The 23,936-nt window shown below is 31.8% G+C and carries 22 protein-coding genes; 17 read left to right on the forward strand and 5 right to left on the reverse strand.

Annotation, left to right across the window (positions count from 1 at the left end; genetic code table 11):
* Nucleotides 1–116: 116 nt before the first annotated feature.
* The 3 genes from F1592_RS01470 to F1592_RS01480 all read left to right on the forward strand — a co-directional run bounded on the left by F1592_RS01470 (nucleotide 117) and on the right by F1592_RS01480 (nucleotide 4,140).
* Nucleotides 117–2,177, forward strand: coding sequence for a heavy metal translocating P-type ATPase (locus tag F1592_RS01470; RefSeq protein ID WP_188294661.1), 2,061 nt, complete (start codon nucleotides 117–119; stop codon nucleotides 2,175–2,177).
* Nucleotides 2,178–2,194: 17 nt separating this feature from the next.
* Nucleotides 2,195–2,740 (forward strand): YdhK family protein, encoded by a 546-nt coding sequence (locus F1592_RS01475; RefSeq protein ID WP_031869236.1) that lies wholly within the window; start codon nucleotides 2,195–2,197, stop codon nucleotides 2,738–2,740.
* Between the two features lie 596 nt (nucleotides 2,741–3,336).
* Complete coding sequence (locus F1592_RS01480) at nucleotides 3,337–4,140, forward strand: Cof-type HAD-IIB family hydrolase (protein ID WP_053016946.1); 804 nt, start codon at nucleotides 3,337–3,339, stop codon at nucleotides 4,138–4,140.
* An 18-nt stretch (nucleotides 4,141–4,158) separates the two neighbouring features.
* On the opposite strand, the gene F1592_RS01485 is transcribed toward F1592_RS01480, so the two are convergent.
* Nucleotides 4,159–4,728 (reverse strand): LysE family translocator, encoded by a 570-nt coding sequence (locus tag F1592_RS01485; RefSeq protein ID WP_149809644.1) that lies wholly within the window; start codon nucleotides 4,726–4,728, stop codon nucleotides 4,159–4,161.
* A 109-nt stretch (nucleotides 4,729–4,837) separates the two neighbouring features.
* Here F1592_RS01485 and F1592_RS01490 point away from each other — a divergent pair, with 109 nt between their 5' ends.
* Nucleotides 4,838–5,713: a LysR family transcriptional regulator gene (locus F1592_RS01490; protein ID WP_053016948.1), complete on the forward strand. Its 876-nt coding sequence runs from the start codon at nucleotides 4,838–4,840 to the stop codon at nucleotides 5,711–5,713.
* Between the two features lie 231 nt (nucleotides 5,714–5,944).
* Here the strand turns inward: F1592_RS01490 and F1592_RS01495 are convergent, their stop codons facing one another.
* Nucleotides 5,945–7,201, reverse strand: coding sequence for an ABC transporter permease (locus F1592_RS01495; protein ID WP_053016949.1), 1,257 nt, complete (start codon nucleotides 7,199–7,201; stop codon nucleotides 5,945–5,947).
* A gap of 164 nt (nucleotides 7,202–7,365) precedes the next feature.
* Here F1592_RS01495 and F1592_RS01500 point away from each other — a divergent pair, with 164 nt between their 5' ends.
* The 4 genes from F1592_RS01500 (at nucleotide 7,366) to F1592_RS01515 (ending at nucleotide 10,843) form a co-directional block, all read left to right on the forward strand.
* Nucleotides 7,366–7,971, forward strand: coding sequence for a TetR/AcrR family transcriptional regulator (locus F1592_RS01500; RefSeq protein WP_053016950.1), 606 nt, complete (start codon nucleotides 7,366–7,368; stop codon nucleotides 7,969–7,971).
* Nucleotides 7,972–8,094: 123 nt separating this feature from the next.
* Complete coding sequence (locus F1592_RS01505) at nucleotides 8,095–9,345, forward strand: FAD-dependent monooxygenase (RefSeq protein ID WP_053016951.1); 1,251 nt, start codon at nucleotides 8,095–8,097, stop codon at nucleotides 9,343–9,345.
* A gap of 228 nt (nucleotides 9,346–9,573) precedes the next feature.
* Entirely contained in the window at nucleotides 9,574–10,233 is a 660-nt protein-coding gene (locus F1592_RS01510; RefSeq protein ID WP_053016952.1) for an Ig-like domain-containing protein, read from the forward strand.
* Nucleotides 10,234–10,318: 85 nt separating this feature from the next.
* Nucleotides 10,319–10,843 (forward strand): DUF3267 domain-containing protein, encoded by a 525-nt coding sequence (locus F1592_RS01515; protein ID WP_149809643.1) that lies wholly within the window; start codon nucleotides 10,319–10,321, stop codon nucleotides 10,841–10,843.
* A gap of 68 nt (nucleotides 10,844–10,911) precedes the next feature.
* Here F1592_RS01515 and F1592_RS01520 read toward each other — a convergent pair whose 3' ends face one another.
* Nucleotides 10,912–11,790, reverse strand: a complete 879-nt coding sequence (locus tag F1592_RS01520) for a CobW family GTP-binding protein (protein ID WP_053016954.1) — start codon at nucleotides 11,788–11,790, stop codon at nucleotides 10,912–10,914.
* A gap of 266 nt (nucleotides 11,791–12,056) precedes the next feature.
* Here F1592_RS01520 and F1592_RS01525 point away from each other — a divergent pair, with 266 nt between their 5' ends.
* From F1592_RS01525 to F1592_RS01530, 3 genes are all read left to right on the forward strand, one after another.
* Nucleotides 12,057–13,040 carry a metal ABC transporter solute-binding protein, Zn/Mn family gene (locus F1592_RS01525; protein WP_053016955.1) on the forward strand — a complete coding sequence of 328 codons (984 nt, stop codon included), beginning with the start codon at nucleotides 12,057–12,059 and terminating at the stop codon, nucleotides 13,038–13,040.
* 178 nt (nucleotides 13,041–13,218) lie between these two features.
* On the forward strand, nucleotides 13,219–13,341 hold the full coding sequence (locus F1592_RS13930; protein WP_259343085.1) for a hypothetical protein: 123 nt from the start codon (nucleotides 13,219–13,221) through the stop codon (nucleotides 13,339–13,341).
* A gap of 308 nt (nucleotides 13,342–13,649) precedes the next feature.
* Nucleotides 13,650–15,029 carry a trypsin-like peptidase domain-containing protein gene (locus tag F1592_RS01530; RefSeq protein ID WP_053016956.1) on the forward strand — a complete coding sequence of 460 codons (1,380 nt, stop codon included), beginning with the start codon at nucleotides 13,650–13,652 and terminating at the stop codon, nucleotides 15,027–15,029.
* 88 nt (nucleotides 15,030–15,117) lie between these two features.
* Here the strand turns inward: F1592_RS01530 and F1592_RS01535 are convergent, their stop codons facing one another.
* Nucleotides 15,118–15,762: an FMN-dependent NADH-azoreductase gene (locus F1592_RS01535; RefSeq protein WP_053016957.1), complete on the reverse strand. Its 645-nt coding sequence runs from the start codon at nucleotides 15,760–15,762 to the stop codon at nucleotides 15,118–15,120.
* A gap of 130 nt (nucleotides 15,763–15,892) precedes the next feature.
* On the opposite strand from F1592_RS01535, the gene F1592_RS01540 reads away from it, so the two are divergent.
* On the forward strand, nucleotides 15,893–16,186 hold the full coding sequence (locus F1592_RS01540) for a TfoX/Sxy family protein (protein ID WP_053016958.1): 294 nt from the start codon (nucleotides 15,893–15,895) through the stop codon (nucleotides 16,184–16,186).
* Nucleotides 16,187–16,399: 213 nt separating this feature from the next.
* Here F1592_RS01540 and F1592_RS01545 read toward each other — a convergent pair whose 3' ends face one another.
* Complete coding sequence (locus F1592_RS01545) at nucleotides 16,400–17,623, reverse strand: ArgE/DapE family deacylase (protein WP_053016959.1); 1,224 nt, start codon at nucleotides 17,621–17,623, stop codon at nucleotides 16,400–16,402.
* A 302-nt stretch (nucleotides 17,624–17,925) separates the two neighbouring features.
* Here F1592_RS01545 and F1592_RS01550 point away from each other — a divergent pair, with 302 nt between their 5' ends.
* The 5 genes from F1592_RS01550 to F1592_RS01570 all read left to right on the forward strand — a co-directional run bounded on the left by F1592_RS01550 (nucleotide 17,926) and on the right by F1592_RS01570 (nucleotide 23,531).
* Nucleotides 17,926–18,978, forward strand: a complete 1,053-nt coding sequence (locus tag F1592_RS01550) for a PTS sugar transporter subunit IIC (protein WP_149809642.1) — start codon at nucleotides 17,926–17,928, stop codon at nucleotides 18,976–18,978.
* A gap of 422 nt (nucleotides 18,979–19,400) precedes the next feature.
* Nucleotides 19,401–21,317, forward strand: a complete 1,917-nt coding sequence (gene thrS, locus F1592_RS01555) for a threonine--tRNA ligase (protein WP_149809641.1) — start codon at nucleotides 19,401–19,403, stop codon at nucleotides 21,315–21,317.
* A gap of 191 nt (nucleotides 21,318–21,508) precedes the next feature.
* Nucleotides 21,509–22,330, forward strand: a complete 822-nt coding sequence (locus tag F1592_RS01560; protein ID WP_053016962.1) for an ATP-binding cassette domain-containing protein — start codon at nucleotides 21,509–21,511, stop codon at nucleotides 22,328–22,330.
* The gene (locus F1592_RS01565; RefSeq protein ID WP_053016963.1) at nucleotides 22,317–23,021 is read left to right on the forward strand and encodes a hypothetical protein; all 705 of its coding nucleotides are present in this window, start codon (nucleotides 22,317–22,319) and stop codon (nucleotides 23,019–23,021) included. The genes F1592_RS01560 and F1592_RS01565 overlap by 14 nt, the downstream gene beginning before the upstream one ends.
* 51 nt (nucleotides 23,022–23,072) lie before the next feature.
* Nucleotides 23,073–23,531, forward strand: a complete 459-nt coding sequence (locus F1592_RS01570) for a MepB family protein (RefSeq protein WP_053016964.1) — start codon at nucleotides 23,073–23,075, stop codon at nucleotides 23,529–23,531.
* Nucleotides 23,532–23,936: the final 405 nt, after the last annotated feature.

Raw genomic sequence — 23,936 nt, forward strand, 5'->3', positions numbered from 1 at the left:
ATGATATAAATAAATCCATAAATGGAGATAAATCGAAAATATTTATACCCCTAGGGGGTATGTGTTATAGTATAAGTATAGCTAATATAATATTTTCATAAATAGGAGGGGTTAATTTGAATAATAATGGTGAAGAGCATAATCATCAAAATCACATGAATCATTCCAATCACATGCATCATGATAACCATGCCTCACATCATCATAGTGGCCATGCACATCATCATGGAAATTTTAAAGTTAAGTTTTTTGTTTCATTAATTTTTGCAATACCTATCATTCTTTTATCGCCAATGATGGGTGTTAACTTACCTTTTCAATTCACATTTCCAGGTTCTGAATGGGTAGTGTTAATATTAAGTACAATTTTATTCTTTTATGGTGGTAAACCGTTCTTGTCTGGTGGTAAAGATGAAATTGCTACAAAAAAACCAGGCATGATGACCTTAGTTGCCCTAGGTATTTCAGTAGCTTATATTTATAGCTTGTATGCTTTTTATATGAATAACTTTAGTAGTGCAACTGGTCATACAATGGACTTTTTTTGGGAATTAGCAACCTTAATTTTAATTATGCTATTAGGACATTGGATAGAAATGAATGCTGTCGGAAATGCTGGAGATGCTTTAAAGAAAATGGCAGAACTGTTACCTAATAGTGCTATTAAAGTTATGGATAATGGCCAACGCGAAGAAGTTAAAATATCAGACATCATGACTGATGATATCGTCGAAGTAAAAGCCGGAGAAAGCATTCCGACAGATGGTATTATCGTTCAAGGACAAACATCTATAGATGAATCCCTAGTCACTGGAGAATCTAAAAAAGTACAAAAAAATCAAAATGACAACGTCATCGGGGGTTCTATTAATGGGTCTGGAACAATACAAGTCAAGGTTACAGCTGTGGGAGAAGATGGATATCTTTCTCAAGTTATGGGACTTGTTAATCAAGCACAAAATGATAAATCTAGTGCTGAATTGTTATCTGATAAAGTAGCGGGTTATTTATTCTACTTTGCTGTAAGTGTTGGCGTGATTTCTTTTATTGTCTGGATGCTCATTCAAAATGATGTTGATTTTGCATTAGAACGTCTTGTAACTGTGTTAGTCATTGCTTGTCCACATGCTTTAGGCTTGGCAATACCTTTAGTCACTGCACGTTCTACTTCAATTGGTGCACATAATGGTTTAATTATTAAAAATAGAGAGTCTGTAGAAATAGCTCAACATATCGATTATGTAATGATGGATAAAACTGGTACTTTAACTGAGGGTAACTTTTCTGTGAATCATTATGAGAGCTTTAAAAATGATTTGAGTAATGATACAATATTAAGCCTTTTCGCCTCATTAGAAAGTCAATCTAATCACCCATTAGCTATAAGTATTGTTGATTTTGCGAAAAGTAAAAATGTTTCATTTACTAATCCACAAGACGTTAATAATATTCCAGGTGTCGGATTAGAAGGTCTAATTGATAATAAAACATATAAAATAACAAATGTCTCTTATCTTGATAAACATAAACTTAATTATGACGATGACTTATTTACTAAATTAGCTCAACAAGGTAATTCAATCAGCTATTTAATTGAGGATCAACAAGTCATTGGCATGATTGCTCAAGGAGATCAAATTAAAGAAAGCTCAAAACAAATGGTAGCTGATTTACTATCAAGAAATATTACACCAGTCATGCTTACAGGTGACAATAATGAAGTGGCACACGCTGTCGCAAAAGAATTAGGTATTAGTGATGTCCACGCACAACTCATGCCAGAAGATAAGGAAAGCATTATAAAAGATTATCAAAGTGAGGGTAATAAAGTCATGATGGTCGGAGACGGTATCAATGACGCACCAAGTCTTATAAGAGCAGATATTGGTATTGCAATTGGCGCAGGAACGGATGTAGCAGTTGAGTCAGCTGATATTATACTCGTTAAAAGTAATCCATCAGATATTATCCATTTCTTGACCCTCTCAAATAATACTATGAGAAAAATGGTGCAAAACTTATGGTGGGGTGCAGGTTATAATATTGTTGCTGTATCTTTAGCAGCTGGTATTTTAGCATTTATCGGCTTGATTTTATCACCTGCAATAGGTGCTATTTTAATGTCGCTAAGTACGGTTATTGTTGCAATTAATGCCTTTACATTAAAATTAAAATAAAAGATAGGAGTTTTATTATGATTAAAAAATTATTTTTTATGATATTAGGATCATTACTAATATTATCAGCTTGCTCCAATAATGATGAAAAAGATAAAGACACTAATGACCAAAAAAGTGAGAGCCATATGAAGCATAACGATGAAAGTAAAGTTCCTGAAGATATGACATCGACTAATGAGGGTGAATTTAAAGTGGGAGATAAAGTAACGATTACAGCAGGACATATGCCAGGTATGAAAGGTGCAGAAGCTACTGTAAAAGGTGCGTATAAAACATATGCCTATGTTGTAAGTTATAAACCCACAAATGGAAATGAAAAAGTAAACAATCATAAATGGGTCGTAAACGAAGAAATCAAAGATGCACCTAAAGATGGATTTAGTAAAGGCGATACTGTTAAATTAGAAGCAAGTCATATGTCTGGTATGAAAGGTGCTACAGCCAATATAGATAACGTGAAAAAGACTACTGTTTACGTAGTTGATTACAAATCCAAAGATAATGGTAAAATCATTAAAAATCATAAATGGATGACAGGAAATGAACTGAAAGCACGATAAAAATCTAGTTCTAGATTGAGAAATAAATAGATATAAAGATATCCTCCTTAATCAATAATTTAAATAACTTATTATTGTTAAGGAGGATATTTTTTAGTGTGTAAATTAAAAAGAATTTTAGAAGAATAACATTTATCAAAAAATTGTTCATTACCTTATTAAATGAAATTATATAATTAAAAACCGCATCATTAACCGATACGCAGAAGCGTATCATAAGTGATGCGGTTTTATATATTATTTTAGTAATAAAGAACAGATAGACAATAAATTAATACATATTTAGGAAAAAAATGAACCAAATTGACAAATGGATTATAAATTTAATGCATTACCTCGTATATCTAGATCACAATCTAATTATGGATATGTAGATACAATAAAAACTATTTTTCATAAAATAATTACTAACTCAGAAAATTGAAACTGTTGTTAAAAAAGTAAATTTATTTATTCAAATAAGAAGGGTATTATAACAGTCAAAAGGGTAGTAATATTTTAAAGAAGCAAAGGGGTAAAGTGTACAAATTTATCGCTAATATGTATTCACTATTTCATTAGTCACAACAAATATAGTTAAAAACGAGGGGATAAAAATGTTTAAGCTAGTTGTTACAGATATGGATGGGACGTTTTTAAATTCAAAAAGTAGTTTCAATCGTGAGAAGTTTGAAAGTTTATTAACGAATTTGAGAGATAAGGGTATTCGCTTTGCTTTTTGCACGGGAAAACAAAATGAGCGTGTCGATGCAATTGTGGGAGATTTAACGAAAGATTTATTCATTATCGGAGATAGTGCATCGCGTATTAAAATCAATGACATGAATATCTATGCTAAGACGTTCAATAATCAACTTGGATTAGAGTTGATTAATACAATTAAGCAAATTGATGAAAATTTGGTCGTTATTGTTTGCACTGAAGGTATGGCTTATGCTGAAGAGCATATTTCCGAGAAAGAACGAGATATGGTTCTAGGTTCATATGAGAAAGTAACCTTTGTAGAAGATTTAAATACAATTGATAAAGATATGTTGAAGATTACGATTTTTGACATACAAGGTCAGTGCTTTGAACATGTGAAAGGTTTAAACAAATATGAAGATGATCTCTATATAGTAGCTGCAGAAGAGAATTGGATAGATATCACACACAAAGATGTTGATAAAGGAAAAACGATTCGCTTTCTACAACAATTATTAAATATTAGTAGTGAACAAACGATTGTATTTGGTGATGGTCTAAACGATATTCCTTTATTTGAAAATGCACGATTCAAAGTCGCAATGGACAATGCCTATTCAGAACTAAAACGTAAAGCGAATTTGATTTCGATTGATAATGATAGAGATGGCGTCATCAAAACTTTGAATACGTTACTTGGAAATGAAGATAAGTAATTTTTATGGCGAATTATTTTAAAAGAATATTGAAATTGCTGAATATAATAGTAATAATGCCATGATGATATTAAAAGAAGTTTGATGTTTATTTAACCAGTCATTAAATACACTACCGGCAAATGCCCAAACTAAGAGACAAGCCCAACCTATGAATACACTGATCATTAAATAGATTAGAATTGATGTTGAACCAGTGACTGACGGTATGATAAACGCACCAATCAACGTAATAAAAAATAATAATGATTTCATGTTTAATACCTGAAGAATAAAACCACTTTTAAAGCTGTGATAGGCATTGGAAGTGGTTCTTTTATTAGTAGAAGTTAAAATTTTATAAGATAGATAAATTAAATACACAAATCCTAAGAATTTAAGGGGTGTCTCGATATAAGTAATCCACTGGCTAAATAGAAGTATGGCAATGTAGGATACTAAGCCTAGAAAAGCAAATCCGGAAAGAATACCTAATATAAAAGACTTACCGCCACGTAATCCATATATTCTTGTCGTGTTCATCATAAATAAATTGCTTGGACCAGGTGTGATTGAAGTTACAAAGACATAGATTAAGAAAGAAAACACATTATTCGCCTACCTTTTCTGTGCTATTATAGTAAGGATATGTATATAAGTAAAATTAATGTTAATAATAGAAGAATTAATATAAGTAATACATAGGGGAGGTTACATCATGGAAATGAGACAAGTAAAAATTATCAAGACGCTATTAGAAACAGGTAGCTATACCAAGACGGCTGAATTACTGAATTACACGCAATCCAATGTGACTCAGCAAGTTCAACTTTTAGAAAAAACGTTAAACCAAAAGTTGTTTGATTATAATCATAAACAATTACTTCCGACACCATTTCTAAAGGATATCCTACCGATGATTAATCAAATTTATGATGCATCGCAACGGATTAAACAAGTGTCTGAGCATAATAATTTGATGCGTACGATTAGAATAGCAGCACCCGAATCATTAATGCTGACGGGGTTGAGTGAAGTGATTAAAAATATCATTAATCACTATCCTCATATCGATATTAATCTTCAAAATAATAGTTGCAGTATGAATCATCAGAAATTACTTGAGGATGAAGTGGATATAGCTTTTGTCTTAAATGACGGAGTACATCATGACAAATTAAATGCCACAATGATTTGTGAAGAGGATATTGTCGTCGTTGCGCATGTAGAGGCGCCAGACCATTTTGATGAATTGTTAAAGCAGAAGCAATACAATCATTTTGTGATTAATGAAAAAGGATCAGTATATCGAAACATGTTTGAACAAATTGTGCGAGATTACCAATTAGATATCCATAAAACAACAGAGTTATGGAGTATTGGCGTCATTAAATCATTGTTATTAGATAATATCGGATTTTCATTTTTACCTTACCGTACAGTGAAACAAGAGGTAGAATCTCAACAATTAAAAGTCATCGAAACAGCAATTTCTATCAAAACGTTAGGGTCATATATACTGACAAAACCCTATCCTTGGAACAAAGAGTTAAATCAACTTATTATTGATGAGGTAAATAAAGCACAAGAATAAGGAATTGTTGTCTGCTTTAGTATGAGGCTAGTTAAAAAGGGAGACCTTATTATCATTCAATATGTAGAGAACGTATCATAATTAAAACTGAAAAATAGTAAATAGTTACATAAATATACTCCATAAAGTTAGGTTTTAACCCACCTTTAAGGAGTATATTTGAATCGATATACAGTTTTAAAACAATTTCTTAGTAAATATAGACAATGATAAAGTAGTTAAGTATCTTTGTTATTTAGCTTTTTTAACACAAACAGCTGAAATTAGTGATACTAATCCAAATATGATAAATGAAATGAACATCCATATTGTGCCGTTCATAGTTAAGCCAGAGTTAGTATATAGTAACTCTTTTAAAGTATTTACATAGTGATAGAATGGGCTCCATGGTAAAATCCAATCTTGATAGAATTTTGGTACCATTACTTTAGGCAACATAACTGCTTGCATTGTGAAGAATAGATATAAAATAAATATTGGAATAGCACCAAAGCCTATCCATACCATTAATCCTAGTATGAGTAGTGCAAATCCTAATATTGCAATTGCTATGAATAATGCTGTATCTAATGGGTGATTAAAATCAAAGTTCAATACTCCACCTGTATAGTAGACATAGACAAATGCACCAGCGAAAGCAGCTATTGTTACTGATAGGATAACTTTACTTGTAAACCATAATTTATCTTTATGTGATGTTAATTTTTCTCTGTTTTTAAAGGTTAAGAATGATAGCACTGCGGTAATCATTGCTGCAAACCATATTGGTGTAAACATTGCTGAAGCACCATTTCCATTACCTTGGTGATCTTTAACTTCATTTAAAGTTGTAGTTTCAACTTTGACCGGATTCACAAATTGATTAAATTGCTTACTTGGTAAGTCTATTTGATTTTTTGCTAATAACTCAACATTTTGCTTACTAATCTGATTATTAAGGTTCTCTGTAATTTTACTTAGTGCTTGTTGAGCAATATTGGATACTTGCCCATTACTGCCTTGATTAATGATTGTTTCGATATGTGCTTGTTTTGGTTTTGGTATTTCTTGAGAACTACTACCCATTTTTGCTTGCATTGCTTTAATTTGTTGAGGTGATAATTCACCAGACTTTATTTTTTCTTTAATTTCATTTTGTTTTTCAGTCATAATTTTACTTTGAGCATTACTAATGGCATTTTTAGAAAAGTCTTTCTCGAAGACGATAGCGCCAATATATTTATTATCTTTTAGTCCTTGCTTAAGGTCTTTCTCATTTTTCACGGACTCCCAATTTAACGTTTTATTATCACTTTTCTTCAAATTATCTGCTAGATTTTTACCAATGTTGGTTGAATTACCTTGAACTTCAATACCGTTATCTTTATTTAATATTGCCATTGGTACATCTTTTGGCTTCGGGTTGTATGCAGGATAAAAAGCTGTCGCTAAAATCATTAAAATTAATACGATTGCAATGGGAATTATCCACACTAATTTCTTTTTCATAAAAATTTCTCTCCTTATAAAACAACACTATGTTGTTTATCATTCTATTTGTTATTATAATAGGCAGATAAGGATATTCAATAATCAATAACTTTAAATGTGAATGTTAAACAACAATATAATCTGAAATGTTGTCATTATTTAATAAATAAGGAGTGATTTTTATGGATCGTAGAGTTAAACGAACGATTACTAGTATTGAGAAAGGTTTTATTCAACTTTTAAAAACGTATAGTTTAGAAGAAATAACGATTCAACAGATTGCAGATGAAGCGGATATTAACCGTGCTACATTTTATAAATATTATATGGATAAATTTGACTTATTAAGTCACTTAGAAGATAAAGAAATTGAACGAATGAAAGCAAATATTGATTATGATAGATTAGCTAACCAACAAATTAATGAGTTTAGTGATTTAAATAAGATTATCAATAATGTACCAAATAGCATCATTAAAATTGTTTTAAATAATATTGAATTATATGAAGTATTATTTAATCTAAAAAGGCAAAGTAAATTAGAAGAAAAATTATCAGATACGATTTCACAAAACTTATTAATTGCTTTAAATAATAAAATGACCATCAACCATATACCTTTTAGATATTTTCACAGTTACATTTCTGGAGCTATCATAACTACAATTAAATATTGGGTATTAGATTCAGAAAGAATTCCAGAAGAAGAAATCATGAATCATCTATATACACTCATGAGCACAGGTCCATTAGAACAATTAGTCATAGAACTATCAAAAAAATCTTAGGATTGTTTGTGCTTTTGACAACATTTTTTATTCTTTTGTTACTAAACATACAGATTGATGGTTTTTGATTATTGTATAACAGGTTACTCGTAAATATTATTAGACACACAGGGGGAATGTAACATGTCTAATAATGTTTCAAATAACAAAACAAATAAAGAAAGAAAAAAAGTATTAATAGTAGGCTTAGGTATTAGTGGTATATCTTCAGCAATAGCTTTAAAAAAAGCAGGATGGGATCCTGTCATCATTGAGAAAGCCTCAGAACGGCGTAAAGGTGGCTATTTCTTGGCGCTATTTGGACTTGGTAGATCTGCTGCTCAAGATTTAGGAGCACTTCAATTCTTACATGATAGACGTAGTTCTACTTCTGTTAATTTCTCAATAGATAGAAATGGCATTACCGGTTATACACTTGGCTTTGCTGATATTCCGAGATCTTTTGCTCCATGGATGATGTTGCGTGGCGATATTGAGAACGCTGTCTATAAAGCGTTGCCAAATGATATCGAAATATTATTTGATACAGTGCCAGATGCTATTTGGCAAAATTCATCTGAAGTAAGAGTTACTACTAAAAATCTTAAAACTAATATGAAATCTGAAAGTTCTTATGATCTTTTTATAGGGGCTGATGGTGTATTTTCTCAAGTAAGAAAACTAGCATTCGGTCCGCATGAACAATATATAAAAGAATTAGATTATATGATTTGTGCCTATCAACTAACCGAAAATCCACCTGATTTAAAAATAGATCAAGGCGTCATTTTGCATGAAGTTAATAAATCATTTACTGTATTTACGTTTAAGGATCATCCAGCAACAGTTCTATTTACGTATAAAACGGATAATCCACAAGGGGAAAGAAAAAAAGATCCACGTGAAAGAATTAGAGAAGTATTTGGCAAACCCTATGGAAAATATATGGAATTTGCGTTGGAACAATTAGATCAAGCTGATGATGTCATATTTAGTACAACGGACCAAGTAAAAATGCCATCATGGTATCGAGGTCGTGTTGTACTAGTCGGTGACTCAGCATGGTGTCCAACACTTTATTCAGGAATGGGCGCAACATTAGGACTGGGTGGTGCTAATCTATTAGGAAAAGTATTACAAAAATATCCAGATAATATAGAGTATGCATTAAATGAATGGGAAAATATTTTAAGACCTAAAGTTAAACAATTTCAAAAGCAAGGTGCGACAATAGGCAGAAGAAATTTTGTATCTATAAATGATAAAGAAGTACAAAAAAGAGAGAAAAGTATTAAATTAAGAAGAATATTAATGAAAAGTAATCTGTTGGGTAATTTATTAAAGTATACACCATCCATAAAAGCGCGTAATGCAGATCTTACAAAAGAACTTTAGTATATATAAGGACCAATACTTAAATAGCGAAGCAATTTACAATGGTAAATACGCTTTGCTATTTTTTTTAATATCAGAAATTAATTCCGAAAGCTGTTCATTTTAATAGGTCGAGTAATTATTGTAATAAAAATAGCATCATTACTCAGAGGGTTTATTAAGTAGTTGCAGCATCTTCATTAATACATTCCAATGCAGTTTACACATTCTACAAGAACACTGACATTATTGGACAATGGTAACTGGCAAGTTAAATTCCAGTTTAAACTTCCGGATTATATTAAGACAGGTGTTGTGAATATTGATCAAATATTAGCTGCTGATAAATATGGTAATGAAATGAGATATGATCCTGTGTATGCTAACAATCAACTTAATTGTCAGTTTAAAGTTGAAAGAACGGAGAATATACAAACATTTTCAGTAGATCCTGTTGCAGACTTTTCAACGGAAATAAGAGGTAAAGCTTCTTCGGGAATGACGATGTATGCTTATGTGAATGGTAAAAAGATAGGGCAAGCGTCCGTAATAGATGGCAAATATTTTATGAAAATACCTAAACAATTGGCGAATAGCAAAATTCAACTTTATACAGTTAATAAATATAAAAATAAAAGTAAAGTTGTAACAATAACTGTATTAGATAGAACAGCACCTAAAAAGCCGACAGTCAGCAAGATGGCACCAAGAACGATTTCTGGAAAAGGTGAAAAAGGGTCAATCGTCTATATTTACAAAGGTTCTACTAAATTAGGAAGTGCTACTGTTAATTCTAAAGGAACATATGCGATTAACATTAGACCACAGAAAAAAGGTACAACACTCGTTATGTATGCCAAAGATAAAGCTAAGAATAAGAGTGCTTCTATAAAAATAAAAGTAAAGTAAATCAAAATTAAACAATGATGCATTGTGAACTTCACGAAATCATATTACGATAGTAGTAACAAAACTTTCAAAAGGAGCGTTATCTTTGGAAGAAATTAACTTGTTAGAAGATAAAAAATTGGCGAATAAACTAGCTATATATTCTTATATTAGCTTTGTCGTTTTCGGTATCATTTTTTATATTATTATGAAGTTTTCGGATGCACATAAATTTTTTGATTCTTTGTTAGTTAACGCATTATTCGTGATTATTCTTATTGTACTTATGTTTGTTGTCCATGAGTGTATTCACGGGGTATTTTTCAAACTATTTTCATCTAAGAATAAAGTCTACTTTGGGGCAGCTAGCGGTATGATTTATTGTGCGATACCAGGTGGGACGTTTACACCGCTTACGTTTTTAATTAGTAGTATCGCACCGTTTGTCATTATTACAACGCTATTTATAGTGACGTTATTTTTAGGATGGTTTCCGCGAGGGCTCTTTTTCTTCTTTGCCACATTTCATGCAGGATGTTGTGCTGGTGATTTCTATTGGGTTTGGAAAATGATTAAAGCACCGAAGAATGCCACAATTGAAACGACGGATAAAGGCATTATCATTCACTAGCTTTTACTTTTGTTTAGTAAAAGCTTATATGACAATCCAACACGATTTCGTGTTGGATTTTTTTAGTGTTATAAGTCTAACTCGATATCATCTAAATGTTTCCCAATAGCTACCAAATATAAAGGAACATCTGATTTGAATTGAATCGGTGTTAATTCGATTTCTCCTTCAGCATACTGAACTAGATGTATCAATTCATGATCTGTAAAACGAACAAATCCTTTTACACGGTAAACTTGTTGTGGGAGTTGGGTTAATCTTTCAATGAACGCTGCTTTTGGTTGTGAGCGAGGCGTATCTATCAACCGATGATTGATGGCGTGATGGAGTGTACCTCTTTGTTTAGCATCTAAATGTTTCACGTTTAACAATGTGTTTAACGCTAATTCTCCCCATTGTCCTACTTGTATGTTTGCGTCTCCATTAATCACCTCTAGATGCCTTAATAAGCGAGCGACTTGATTAAAATCAGCAATATCAATTTTATTTACAAATAGCGTAGAGCAATGACTTAATTGTTCATAAAATAACGCTTGAATATCTCTAGGGTATGTTTCTATCTTCTCGTACAACTTTGCATCAATGATGCCAAGCATACTTCTAATAGTGGTAATTGGAGCTAGGACAGGTGTTAGACAGGCGTCAACAACGGCCAATGGTTCAGCGATACCACTACATTCAATAAACACAAGATCTGGTTGATGTTCTAAATATAATTCATGCAATTGTTGTGAAACGTTTGATTTCATAGCACAGCAAATGCAGCCTTCTACAATCTCACTAATAGGAATAGTTGGCTCAATGAGTTGACTATCGACACTCATTTTTCCAAATTCATTAATAATCAATGCAGTTTTTAAATCATGATTCAATGCGTCTTTAATTAGGTGGTTCAATATCGTTGTCTTGCCACTGCCTAAGAAACCTCCAACAATAATGATTTCCATAATAAACTCCTAACTATGTATGAGATGCTAACGTTACGATTTTAAATTGTTATTGAGGTAAGGAAATAATCTAACAAATAAATCGTAATTATTACTATTTAAAAAGTATACCTAAATCGATATACATTTTCAAAAAATGAATAAATCAAGGGGGATTAAATGCATTTCTGATGTCTAACATTAATAATTTTAAAAATTAGCATTGACAATTAGACGGATTAATGTGAATAATAAAACGTAATGATTTTGATTTAGGAGATGTGTACATGTTTAAGAGAAGTATTATTTTATTATTTGTAGCTGTTTTAGCATTATCACTTGCAGCATGTGGCAAAGGTGATAGTGATAAATCATCTGATCATAAAGGTAAGTTAGAAGTTAAGACGACAGTTTATCCACTTAAATCATTTGCGCAACAAATCGGTGGTAAATATGTTGATGTTGAATCAGTTTATCCAAACGGAGTAGACCCACATACATATGACCCAAGTCAGAAACAAATGGTTGATATTGGCAAATCAGATTTATTCGTATACACAGGTGATAATTTAGACCCCGTAGCTAAGAAAATTGCCAAAGCCATTAATGATAAAGATAAAACATTATCTTTAGAATCAACATTAAATAAAAATAGTGACTTATTAAAAGGCGAAGAACATGAACATGAGCATGAACATGGTGAAGAGCATGAACACGGCGAAGAACATGAGCACCATCATCATGGCAAATATGATCCTCATATCTGGTTAGATCCTGTGATTAGTCAAAAATTTGCTAAAGAAATTAAAGATGAATTAGTTAAGAAAGATAGTAAACATAAAGATTACTATGAAGATAACTATAATAAATTAGTTAAAGACTTAAAAGGCATCGATAAAGATATGAAAGAAGCAGTTAAAGGTAATGAAGGTAAAACAGTTTATATTTCACATGACTCTATTGGTTACTTAGCAGATAGATATAACTTCAAACAAGAAGGTATCGAAAATATGAATGCTGAAGAACCTAGCCAAAAAGATTTAACAAATATTGTTAAACAAATTAAAGAAGATAAAGTGAAATATATCTTAGCTGAAGAAAATGTATCTAACAAAGTTGCCGATACAGTTAGAAAAGAAACTGACGCAAAAACAATTAAATTCTATAATATGGGCTCACATACGAAACAACAAGATGATGACAAAAATACGTATCAATCATTTATGAAAGAGAACGTTAAAGCGATTGAAAAAGCCCTTAAGAATGAATAATACGATATAATAAAAAAGATATTAATGTTTCATATCAAGGCCTCGTGATGATAGTCATGAGGTCTTTATTTATTAGAGGAAGAAGTAAGTCTTGCCTCCCTATGGATAATAGATAGAATTAGGCAGGGATTAATGTTATGGTGATAATGAAATGTAGCATTAGAGGAGGCCATTGCAAATGTCTTTAAGTACATTGGTTCATGTTATGTTTTATACGCTATTCTTTATAATAGTCGGAATGGCACCTGTATTTGGTGTTTATTTGCAAAAAAGAAAGCAAAAAGATAGTAAATCTAAATAATCATTAATATTTATTAAAAATAGGCAGCTGGCAGATTAAATTCTACTAGCTGTCTTTTTAATTTATGAACGCGTGAATAAATTGTTATAAATTAAAGTGATGACAATTCGATATTATATAATTTTAATATTTATTAAAAGCTAAAAAACTATAAAAATGAATATTGTAGTGTACATCAATTAAGGTATATAATAAATTAAAGCAATAATTAATTGATTTGAAACATGATGAAAGTAGGGATGAGTATAGTGAACAAAGGGGCAACATTAAAGAGATATTCACTTATATTAGTAGTCTTTCTGATAACGATGTGTTTATCTTTTCTTTTTCAATTTAATGAAGCGCATGCTTCTACTAAAAGTGATCATTTAGGTGTACAACAAACATCTCAACAACCTGTTGTTAAACAACAAAATAACTCAATAAATGTATCTAAAGATAAAGTTGTAGCAACACAGCCTAAGGTACAAACGCCATCTAAGGTAACAAATCGCAATCAAGCTTCGTTACAAAAGACAATGGCACCTTCTAAACGAGCACATGTTACTTCAACACATGTGACACCAAAAAGTACTAAAGTACAACCTTCATCGCAAAACTTTTCAAAACATAAGCAAATACAAAAGCAACCAACTAAGGTTAACAAAAAAGTTGTCTCAACAAATAAAAAACCACAAAAAGCATCAAAAGTAACAGGTACACAATCCGCGAGACCACAGTTATTAGCACAAACTACTAAAACGAAAAGTAAACCAACTTCGTCAAAAGTATCGGCAAGTAAACCATCTACGAAAGTGGCAGTTGTAACTAAGACTAAAACTGCAAAACCAAGTGCGCAAACAACAGTCAAAGCGTCTAAAAAAGCATCATCAACGACGAAAAAGAATTATTACAATAAAGCACCTAAGCGTTGGCCATCTAATGTGCCCGGCGGTGATAATGTACGTGATTTCGGTCAAACGACGAAAGAATCAGGTATTGATGACGCACTAAAAATTATGAAGAAATCGGGAAACAAAGGTGTAACCATTGAACATGCTAAGGCGAAAGATGCCAATATCGCAACAGTTTATAATTGGAATCCAAAAGTAAAACAATTAACATATGGCACTGGTACAGCAATTGGAAAGCATACGATTCTAACTGCGAATCATGTTGTTAATGATCAAAACGCGCATAAGCCTTTGACACCGTCACAACCACAAAATATGCGTATCAACATATTACAAGAGGGGTCTAAAATTGTGCGTACACTTGAAGTCTTTGGTGTTCAAATGCTGCAATATGGTGATGTTTCTCTAGTGTATACGTATGAAGATATTTCAAAGTATATGAAGATAAGAAAGATTGCATCAGAAAGTTCGATTAAAGCTATGAAAGCAAACACACCTATTCACATGTACCACTATGGTAAGCCGACTGGTAAATATAAAAATGATCCTGCCGGCACAATGTATCATTCAAAGGGGAAATACACGATGACTGCACGTAATGTGAACCCGATTGGCTATTATCAAATGATGGCAGAACCAGGTTCTTCTGGTGGGGCAGTCTTAAATAGTAAAAATGAAGTGATTGGTGTCCATGCCTTTCGTTTAAACTCAGGAGATTATAAAAAATATAATTTAAATACGATGGCTGAAATCAGAGGTAAATTACGTAAAGAAATTATTGATAATATTGTGTAGTGATTTATTAATTTAATAAATTTTAAAAAGTGAGCGGGATGACATAAATAGGGTAATGTCATCCCGCTCACTTTTTGTGTAATTGAAACTATTTTTGTGTGTAAAACGCATCGAATACGTTGTTTAAATCCTTGTTTGCAGCATCTAAGATTTCGTCTTCAGGTAAGACTGACGTACCTTGGGCACGAGCGATGTAAAACTCATCAAATCCCATGATTTCTTTAAACATTTCTTTTAAATAGTAATATGAGAATTCAAGTGGCGTATAACGGTCGTCATTTGTATAGACACCACCACTTGCTTGTAATAATAGTGCTTTATAATCATCTGTCATTAAGCCAACAGAACCATCCTCAGTATATCTAAATGTTTCTCTAGCAATCATAATGTTGTCGATGTAGTCTTTTAATCTCGATGTGATATTGAAATTGTGAAGTGGTGTTAGAATGACAATGCGATGATTAGCTTTAAATTGATTTAATAAGAATGCCGAGATATCAGCAATTTTTGTTTCATCATCTGATAGGGACTCGCCTAAACTTTGCTTGTTCCAAACATTTAATAATTGATCACCTTCGATACGAGGTACATCAATATCATATAAATTTAATTCTTCAATTTCCCCGTTTGGAAATGTAGTTTTATATTTATCTAGAAATAAATTTTTTAATTTGGCGGTATACGTTGATTCATTATTAAAATCTGGGTGGGCATTAATAAGTAGCGTCTTCATGATATAGCAACTCCTTTAAGTGTAGTAGCGTTATTATATATTTTTAATATCAAAATAACTATGATTTCAATTTAAAATGGCTCAATTTATTTAATATCGGGGTATCCATAGAACAAAGGGGAGATGTCGAATGGCAACAGACAAAAGTTTTCACGAAATATTTTTAAATAAAATTAATTCAAGCAAAATTAAAACGAGAAGTATGATGGGGGAGTATCTCATTTATTATGAGGACAAAGTGATAGGTGGTTTGTATGATAATAGATTGTTAGTTAAAGCTACAAAGTCTCCTCTTGAAAAGCTAGAAGGATATGAATTAGTATCGCCGTATCCAAATGCGAAAGAAATGATATTTATACCTAATATCAGTGATATTGAAGACATCGAGACTTTGTTTTCAGACATAAAGAATGATTTACGTTAAGCATTTGCTAATAGGGGAAAAACTATCATAGTTGTCGTCACAGTTAGTATTAAACAACATGAACGTTATAGGGAAGGTAGACTACGGTCACTAACAGGTTAGTCTTCCCCCTGGACCATAAATAAAGACACTAACTAAACAGACGTAGCATTAGACATCTTTAACCAACTAAGGTATGAATGTCGGTGCTACGTCTCGTTTTCTTTATATAATTTACTTTTCAGCCAAGTACTTAACTGCAACGTCTTTGTAGATATCGATGTATTTAAGATACATGTCCTTTTCTATATATTCATCCACTTGATGGGCCATAATCGTAATACCTGGACCAACAATAGCAAGATCTACATTATTAGGATTATCGCCTAACAGACTTGAAGCATCGGTAGTACCAATAAATGCTGCGACAAAGACGTCTTCTTTATTCACGTAATGCGGTGCGACTTCAGTAATTACTTGAATTAAAGTGCTATCTTTATCACTTGTGACAGGACGATGATCACTTACGACTTCAAACGACAATGCTTCAGGATTTATTTCATCAACTGTCTGTTGGAATAGTGTCTTAACAAAGTCATTATTATACTCAGGCACAGGTCTTACATTATATTCAATAGAGGCTTCCTCGGGTACAGAGTTGAATTGTTTGCCACCTTTAATAATAGAACCCATCAATGTAAATCCTGATGCGAAGTTTTCTTCTTTTTCGCTTAAAGTGCCCTTCATAAATTTATTTACCATTGGTGCAACATCTAGCTCATGTTGAAGGTCATGCTGTTTGATATCATCATATTTTGAATTTAATTGATTTATAAACTGGACTAACGAGTCTACTGCATTCTTCCCTAAAAATGGCATTGAACTATGGGCAGCAACCCCAGTGGCAGTCACTTTACACGCCATTGAACCTTTATGTGCATAGAATACCCCGTTATCTGTAGGTTCTCCGATGATTAAGCCATCAATGTCATCTAAATAACCATCTTTAACAAATCGTTTGGCACCTTCTTGTTCTTTTTCTTCTCCCGTTGTCGCAAGTAAGCGTATTGTTCCTTTAGGTAAATCTCTAGACATTTTTAATTCAATGAGTGCGATAACCATTCCCATCAAGGCACCCTTCATATCCGTCGTTCCACGTCCATATAATTTGCCATCCTGTTCTGTGAGTTTAAATGGCGGATAAGTCCATTTATCGTGACGCCCGGCATCAACTACGTCCATATGTCCACTCATCGCTAATATTGGCGAACCGCTCCCGATTTCAGCTACTAAGTTCGCTCTTGTCTCGCTCACTTTTAATATTTTAGAAGGTATATCGTATTGTGCTAATAAGTTTTGTATATAATGACAGACTTCGATTTCGTTTTCATTTTCTGACTGAATTTCAATAATATCTGCTAGTAACTTAATTTTATCTTCCTCTTGAAAAGTACGCATATGTATCCCAACCTTAAATATGATATTAGTATTATCTATACATAAAGTGTAATTTATAAACATTATAATGAATATTCATCCTAATTTATTTTATGAAATTGCATGCAAAATGATATAGTAATCAAAAATAGGTTACATTAGTAATTGTTAATGTAATATATTATCGAAGTTGTGAACAAATAATGAATGTTACATATTTATTTTTTAAAGATTTAAAATAATGTGATTGAATTATTGATACAATACTTTAAAATCAAGATTAAAATTTATAAAAAGAGAAAGCTTTTTGAGGTATAAGAATTATGGGCGAGAGAGAAATGATAACACCCAGAACATTTATATTTAATGTATTAAATGGTGTAGCTTTAGCAATTGTAGTAGGTATGATTCCAAACGCAATATTAGGAGAATTAAGTAAATATTTAAGTCAGTATAACGATATATTTACGAAAGTAGCCTTTGTAACGCAAGGGATTCAATATTCAATTCCAATTTTGACAGGTGTATTAATTGCAGGACAATTTAAATTAACGCAATTACAAACCGCTGTTACAGGTGCAGCTGCATTTGTAGGATCTGGCGCATCTACTTTCACAGATAATAAGTGGGTCATTGTTGGTATAGGAGATTTAATTAATACGATGATTACTGCATCGATTGCAGTCGGTATCATCTTATTGATTAGTCATAAATTAGGTAGTTTAAATATGATTGTGTTACCAATCGTTGGTGGTGCTGTGGCGGGATTACTTGGACTATTAATCTTGCCATACACTAAATTGATTACGTTAGGCTTGGGAGATGTTATCAATGGATTGACGAATACACAACCTATTATCATGACTATATTGATCGCGATGATCTTCTCTATATTGATTGTTTCACCAATATCTTCAATCGGGATAGGTTTGGCAATTGGCATTTCAGGCTTAGCGGCTGGTTCGGCAGCAGTTGGTGTAGCAGCGAGTGCGATTATGCTTGCAGTCGGTAGTTGGCGCGTAAATAAACCAGGTATTCCGATTACGGTATTACTTGGAGCAGTAAAATTAATGATGCCGACGTTGATACGTCATCCAATGATGATGCTTCCAATTGTATGTACGGCAGGTGTATCAGGATTTGTTGGAGGCTTGCTCAATATTAAAGGTACGCCAGATTCAGCAGGTTTCGGGCTCATTGGTCTTGTTGGACCGATTAAATCGTTAAATTTATTGGAAATGGGTACAACGAGTGGCTTATTGATTATCGCTATTGCGTACATCATTGTTCCATTAATTTCTGCACTATTTTTCCATTATTTATTTGTAAAAGTATTAAAAATCTATGATCCAAATATCTTTAAATATCAAGTTTAAATGAAAAATGTCTAGTTGAAGTGTGTGAATATAGCTTCGGCTAGATATTTTTGTTTTTTAAAAATTATAAATTGTCAAAAAGGTAATTAATGTAGTTAATTTGATATCCTGATGCGCATTTGACTAACTAATAAGATAGGTATATGATTATAAAAAATTAATACACGATTGAAGGACAAGAGCTATGTTGACGATTCACAGAGAGGGAATAAACGCTGAGATATTCCTAATCTAAAATATAGTTTACTACCTTTTCATAGATTACATGGAAACATGTAACGTTTCATGCGCGTTAATGCATGGCTAAAGTGTCATCTCTTAGTTGAGATGGAATGTTGGGTGGAACCACGGGTGTTACAAACTCGTCCCTCTTGTAGGGACGGGTTTTTTTATTTATATGAATGTTTAAGGAGAGATGTATCATGTCTAATCAACAAATCAATATCCAATTTCCAGATGGAAGTAATAAAGCTTATCAAGCAGGTGTACGCGCTAGTGATGTAGCGAAATCTATTAGCCAATCTTTATATAAGGAAGCAGTCGTTTGTCGTGTGAATGACCGCTTAGTTGATTTAACCCATCCTCTCCAAGAAGATTGTGAACTCACATTTTACACAGTTAAAGATCAAGAAGGTTTAAATGTAATGCGACATTCTGCCGCCCACGTCTTAGCACAAGCACTTACTCGATTATATCCCGATGTAAAATTAACAATCGGTCCTGTAATTGAGCATGGTTTTTACTATGATATCGATTTAGATGAATCCATTAGTGAAGCAGATTTAAATAAAATCGAAAAAGAAATGAAGAAAATACACAATGAGAATTTAAAATTTGTGCGACAAGATTTAAGCTATGCTGAGGCTAAAAACATTTTTAAAGAAAATCCTTACAAGTTGGAACTTATTGAAGAACATCGCGATGATCAACTTTCACTTTATCAACAAGGTGAGTTTATTGATTTATGTGTTGGGCCACACGTACCAAGTACTAAATTTGTAAATCATTTTAAATTAACTAAACTATCAGGTGCCTATTGGCGAGGAAATAGTGATAACAAGATGTTGCAACGTATTTACGGCGTAGCGTTTAGTTCTAAAGATCAACTTGATGACTATTTTGAATTCTTACGAGAAGCGGAAGAGCGAAATCATAGACGCTTAGGTAAACAGTTGAAATTATTCATGTTCTCTGAAGAAGCGCCAGGTATGCCATTCTACCTATCTAATGGTCAGTTCATTCGCAATCAAATGGAAAGTTTCTTGAGAGAGGTTCAATTGAAACACGATTATGATGAAGTAAGAACACCGTTGATGATGAACAAACGACTTTGGGAAGAATCAGGACATTGGGACCATTATCATGAGAACATGTATTTCACTAAAGTGGATGAAAATGATTACGCGTTGAAACCAATGAATTGCCCGGGACATATGTTGATTTTTAAAAATGAACTTAGATCTTATAAAGATTTACCGCTTCGAATTGCTGAATTTGGTCAAGTGCACCGTCATGAATTTAGTGGTGCGTTGAATGGTTTACTACGCGTGAGAACGTTCTGCCAAGATGACGCGCATATCTTTATTATGAAGTCTCAAATCAAATCAGAAGTGCAAGAAATTCTGAAATTAATTGATTATATTTATTCAGTCTTTGGCTTTGACTATAGTATTGAACTATCAACACGACCAGATGATTATCTAGGTGAAATTGATTTGTGGAATGAAGCGGAACAGTCATTGGCACATGTATTGGATGACCTTGGATTAGACTATTCTATTAATGAAGGGGACGGAGCCTTCTATGGTCCTAAGATTGATGTGCATATTAAAGACGCATTAAATCGAAGTCATCAATGTGCTACAGTGCAATTAGATTTCCAAATGCCAGAGAAATTCGAATTAACTTACATTAACGAACAAAATGAAAAAGAACGACCAGTTGTATTGCATAGAGTAGTATTCGGTTCACTAGACCGCTTCTTCGGTATTTTAATCGAACACTTCAAAGGCGCATTCCCACTATGGATGGCACCTGTACAAGTGAATTTAATTGGCGTATCAGATAATAATGATGGATACGTTCGTACAGTTGCAGAAGCACTAAGAGATGAGAATATCCGTGTTGCTATAGATGATAGAGAAGAAAAGCTTGGCAAAAAAATTAGAGAAAGCCAATTGAATAAAATTCCATACACATTAGTATTAGGAGACGATGAACAACAACATCTCACTGTTTCAGTTAGAAAATATGCACATGATGATAACGAAACAATGGATATTCAAGCATTTATTGAAAAGTTAAAACATGAAATTGAAAGTAAAGCGTTATTAGTTTAATGATGTAAACTTGAATCAACCTAGCCTATCAGAGTATGAACACTTTGATAGGCTTTTTTTAGATTTAAATATTAAATAAAAATATGGAAATTGTAGAATACTTATATAATGTATTTGAATAGTAAAATTTTGTTTTTATAAGTAAGAAAGATACAATAAACATAACGTCTTTTAGATTTAGGAGTATTGAAATGCAAGCATTTTCGATAGAGGGTAAGAACATTTCAAAAGAAATTAATCATCAAGCAATTATTAAAAATATGAGTATGAAGTTTCCAAATAACTCTATTATTTTAATTGAAGGTAAGAATGGTTCAGGGAAAAGTGTTACTTTAAAAATGCTAGCCAATATAATGAAACCTTCTAGTGGATTGATGAGTGTTAAAGGTAACATAAGTTACGCACCAGATCATTTGCCAATGACTATTAATTTAACTGTTAAAGAATATCTGGATTTTATTGATAGTATAAGTATTAAAAATCAATCTGACATTAAAATAAGTCAATTGACGCATCTGTTTAACTTAGAACCATTTTTGCAAAAAAGAATTCATGAATGTTCTAAAGGTACTCAACAAAAGGTGAATTTAATCCAGTGTTTAATTAAAAAAGCAGATATTTATATTATGGACGAACCGTTTTCTGGTCTTGATAAAAATGCCATCGCAGAGTTAAAGTCGTTATTAATTCAATTCAAACAATTTGCAACAATAGTACTAACTTCACATGAACAAATAGTAGATTATACGTTTGTTACCCATCGATATAATATTGAACAAAATCATCTAATAGATAATAGTTCAACTAATGCGGATATGAAGATGTTGATTAAAATTATACAAGTGTCAGAAAAAGAATTATCTATTATTTTAAAAGAACATGACTTTCAAATGAGCAAAGATGGAAGTATTATTGTAAATTCATCTCAAAGTAATCAAGTGATAGCATTATTAATCCATAACGGATATTTTATTGAAGAAGTAAGAAGGTATACAAAAAATGGCGTTAATTAAGTATCAATTTAAAAACTATATTAGAACTTATAAGCTAATAGCACCTTTTGTGACATTTTTTACGTTACTAATTATTATATATTTTTATTCTGGTCAACCAATCATGTCTAGTTTTGCTAGCACATCAATGGTTCTTTTATTTGTAACTGGTTGGATAACTGTAACAATTATTGACGCAGAATCTCTCCAAGAAAAACAATTATTATTTACTCAACTAAAATCTAAAAGTACATATTTGACTAATAAATTAATATTTTCAATATTACTTATTTTACCGTTGGGTATAGTCGCAATTATTTATCCTATAATTACTTTTAGATTTGAGCATATACCTAATGTAATAGAAATTGTAATTGGTATTTATAGTCATATAATTACAATAATCGTGGGCGTTCTTATTACAACCTTATTAAAAACAATTCCAAAACTATCTTATAAATTTGTTTGGTTAATAATGATGTTGATTTTTCTGTTTTCAATATTAAGAGTTGTTATAATTGAAGCTTTTTCTATTTCAAGCTATGTTCTATGGATCTTCCCACCGATAAGTGATTTTATGATGATGTTAAATGAAGATATAATGCTTATCTTAAATAAGGATTTTCTTATAATTAATATATGGATGGTTGTCTACTTAGTAATTTTAACTACAGTTCTATATATTAATTTTAATAAATCAGAGTATATTTAATGCAAATAATATTGGCTGTAAGTGAAATTAATATCATAAAAGGAGATATTTATGAAATCCATTGAGACGATGCAATCTTATCATTTGTTGGAATTGTTATTTTCAGATTCTGATGTTTCTTATGTATTAGAAGAATGGAATCAACAATATGAAGCGGTAGAAATAAAAACTCGAAATGGACATTTTAAAAGTAGGTTAGCTCAAAAGACACCTAACAAAAAAGGCTACTTTTTCGCTATGTGGAAGAAAGATGAAAATAATACGAATATACCTTTTACTGAGGATGATTTAGAGAATCAATTAATAGTTAATATTGTGGATGATAATCGGAGAGGCCAGTTTATATTTCCTAAGGATATATTGATCAAGAAAGGTATTTTGAAAAGTGATGAGTCTAAAGGGAAAATGGCATTGAGGGTGTATCCACCGTGGGAAACTGAATTAAATAAAACAGCAGCTAAGACACAAGCATGGCAGTGTGCTTATTTTAATGAGATAACAAACGAATAAATACTCAATCTACGTTTTAAAGTAATAAAAATTTGATATGTAAATGGAGATAGTTAATGGACGGTATCATTGCGTTTATTCAAATGTTAGTAGTAGTACCTTATTCTATATTTTTACTGGCAGTGTTTATGTATTGTATATGGAAAAGTGTGTGGTTTGTAAATGATTTAATCAGGTTGCTGTTGGGGAACAATTTGAATATCAACATTTCTGAGAACATGTCTTTTGTTATACTATTTTTCTCTATATTCTTTGGAACACTGCTTTTTATCATCCCGTTTTACATTATTGTCTTGTTAATTGGTAACTTTTTCCAAGTGATTTTAGTGATGATAGGCATAATTATCATAGTTACCAAGCTAAAAAATAATAATAATTTTATCTAGAGGCTGGGACAAAATAAAA

The organism is Staphylococcus sp. GDX7P312P, assembly GCF_008385775.1.
Classification (GTDB): domain Bacteria; phylum Bacillota; class Bacilli; order Staphylococcales; family Staphylococcaceae; genus Staphylococcus; species Staphylococcus haemolyticus.